Below are 3,061 nucleotides of genomic sequence, written 5' to 3'. Positions count from 1 at the left end.
ACGTAGTTTTCGCATTTATCGTGAAACGCTTTCGCGTTTTTCGTGCGCCGCTTCAGCTAATCATACAATGACATATCCCCCTCTTATCTTAATACTTTCTATACATATGAAAAAAATCCGGGGGATATACCCTCGGATTTTTAATACTGTTGTTGTCCGTCCTGTTGTTACCGTTCACTTCGTATCCAGTAACGTATTTTGCCATGCATAGACTTTGCAGCTATTTACTTTTCTAACATACTTAGCAATATTTCTTTCTGATTCTTCTCCGGTGCTGCAAGAACTTCTTCCAAAAGACGATTCAGTGTCTCTCCGATTTCCCGTCCCGGCTTATATCCGGCTTCAATCAGGTCTTTGCCTGTGACAGCAAGTGTCTTTAACGATACACACTGATGCTCTTTCAGAATAATTTCGTAAGCTTCTTTCACTTTATCCAGGCGTTCCTGCTTTTCAACGCGTTTGTAGTCGCTCTGCGCCCGCATATCCGCCTGCTGTACTTCCAGATAATATGGAAAAAGATCCTCTCCAATGCGGTTTACTGCGCGGCGTACCGACTTCGTCGTCCCTTCCGGTCTGTCATCATGCCATTTCACCAGACGGGTCACCTTGCGTATCGTGTCATTGTCGAATTTCAGGCGACGAAGAATCTGCCCCGCCATCTTTTCACCTGCACTTCCATGCGTTTTGAAATGGTCTCTTCCATTCTCATCTGTTTTTCGCACAACGGGTTTACCGATATCGTGAAGCAGCATCGTAATACGAAGAACTCTGTCTGCGCGCACATAGCAGAGACTGTGCAGGATGTGCTCCCCCACCGTATAACAGTGATGAGGGGTATTCTGTGGTGTTTCCATGCAGGCATCAAATTCCGGCAGAAACTCTGCTGTGATTCCTGCTTCATAAGCTACTCTGAGATAATCCGGATGAGGTGACATAAGAAGTTTCACCAGTTCCACCTGAATTCGCTCCGCACTGACATGCTTTAAATTCGGCGCAAGAACCTTTAACGCTTTGCGGGTTTCCTCTTCAATAGTAAATCCCAGCTGTGCACTGAAACGGACTGCACGCATAATACGAAGTGCATCTTCTGTAAAACGCTCCAGCGGATCTCCCACGCAGCGAATGATATTTTTGTCGATATCTTCCATTCCTTCAAAAAGATCCACCAGACCTCTTGACGGATTATATGCCATGGCATTAATCGTGAAATCCCGGCGTTTCAGATCTTCCTCAAGACTGGCTGTGAAGGTTACCTCCTTCGGATGTCTCCCATCCTCATACTCACCATCTACACGGTAAGTAGTAACCTCATAGCTCTCTTTCTCCATGAGGACAGTCACCGTTCCATGCTGCAGACCGGTGTCTACCGTTCTGTGAAACAGGGCTTTTACCTGTTCCGGCTTCGCAGATGTAGTGATATCCCAGTCATCCGGGTTGCGGCCCAGAATAGAATCACGAACACAGCCACCTACCACATAAGCCTCATATCCTGCATTTTCAAGTATGTGCAAAATTGTTTCCGCGTTTTTTGGTATTTCTAGAATCATATGACCATCCTTATCTTTTTTATTTTGCTACAAAACCGGCACTCAGATTTTTCTGTTGCCGGTTTCCATAAGCAAATCAGACAAATGTCACTCCCTGATCTGTCACTTTCTAATTAGTATGCTCTGCCCCAGTAAACCATCTTCTTAGCCGGTTTTCCGCAGCATACGCAGACATCGCTTAAATGTTCCTGTTCAAATGGCATACATCTGGATGTAGCCTGAACATCCTCTTTGATCTTGTCTTCACATGCACGATCACCGCACCACATAGCTTTTACGAAGCCTGGTTTGTTGACAATTGTATCTTTAAATTCTTCGTAGTTTGTAGCGACATAAGTATGAGCATCTCTGTGTGCACGGGCGCGCTCCAGCATATCTTTCTGGATTGTTTCCAGAATCTCCTGTACTTTCTCTACAAGCTCATCAAATGTAACTGTGTATTTCTCTCTTGTATCACGACGGCAAACCACAGCCTGTCCATTCTCGATATCCTTCGGACCGCATTCGATACGGATCGGAATACCACGCATTTCCTGCTCTGCAAATTTGAATCCCGGGCTCTTGTCTGTGTCATCTACTTTTACACGGACTCCTGCTGCCTTTAATGCTGCAAACATTTCGTCTGCTTTCTCCAGAACGCCTTCTTTTCTCTGCTGGATCGGAATGATGACTGCCTGTGTCGGAGCGATTCTCGGAGGCAGTACCAGACCGCTGTTGTCACCATGTACCATGATAATAGCACCGATCATACGTGTTGTCATTCCCCAGGATGTCTGATGTACATACTGAAGTTTGTTCTCTTTATCTGTATACTGGATGCCGAATGCTCTGGCAAATCCGTCACCAAAGTTATGGCTTGTACCGGACTGAAGAGCTTTTCCATCATGCATCAGAGATTCGATTGTGTAAGTAGCCTCTGCACCGGAGAATTTCTCTTTCTCTGTCTTCTGTCCCTTGATAACCGGGATAGCAAGTACTTCTTCACAGAAGTCTGCATAGAGGTTCAACATCTGAATTGTACGTTCTTCTGCTTCTTCAGCTGTAGCATGAGCTGTATGGCCTTCCTGCCATAAGAACTCACGTGAACGAAGGAACGGACGTGTTGTCTTTTCCCATCTTACTACTGAACACCACTGATTGTATACTTTTGGCAGATCTCTGTGAGACTGGATTTCTTTTGCATAGAAATCACAGAATAATGTCTCAGATGTCGGACGTACGCACAGACGCTCCTGAAGCGGATCCAGACCGCCATGAGTTACCCATGCAACTTCCGGTGCGAATCCTTCTACGTGATCTTTCTCTTTCTGAAGAAGAGATTCCGGGATAAAGATTGGCATGTATACGTTCTGTACACCTGTCTCTTTGAATCTTCTGTCCAGTTCATGCTGGATGTTCTCCCAGATTGCATATCCTGCAGGTTTGATTGCCATGCAGCCTTTAACGCTGGTATATCCGCACAGTTCAGCTTTCTTTACAACGTCGGTATACCACTGGGCGAAATCGTCTTCCAT

The 3,061-nt window shown here is 45.6% G+C and carries 2 protein-coding genes; both read right to left on the bottom strand.

Annotated features, from left to right (window positions below; genetic code table 11):
* Positions 1 to 224: 224 nt before the first annotated feature.
* Positions 225 to 1,547, bottom strand: a complete 1,323-nt coding sequence (locus tag AC058W_RS13410) for a CCA tRNA nucleotidyltransferase (protein ID WP_117677072.1) — start codon at positions 1,545 to 1,547, stop codon at positions 225 to 227.
* A 113-nt stretch (positions 1,548 to 1,660) separates the two neighbouring features.
* Positions 1,661 to 3,061: proline--tRNA ligase (gene proS / locus AC058W_RS13405; protein WP_479390186.1), on the bottom strand; the 1,401-nt coding region annotated here is incomplete at its 5' end.

The organism is Blautia sp. CGZ-1-C1, assembly GCF_056504575.1.
This window is presented reverse-complemented; position numbering and strand designations above follow the sequence as displayed.

What these genes read in the sequence shown, in the direction of transcription:
- AC058W_RS13410 (WP_117677072.1), bottom strand. Translation starts at nt 1,547, where the DNA reads ATGATTCTAGAAATACCAAAAAACGCGGAAACAATTTTGCACATACTT.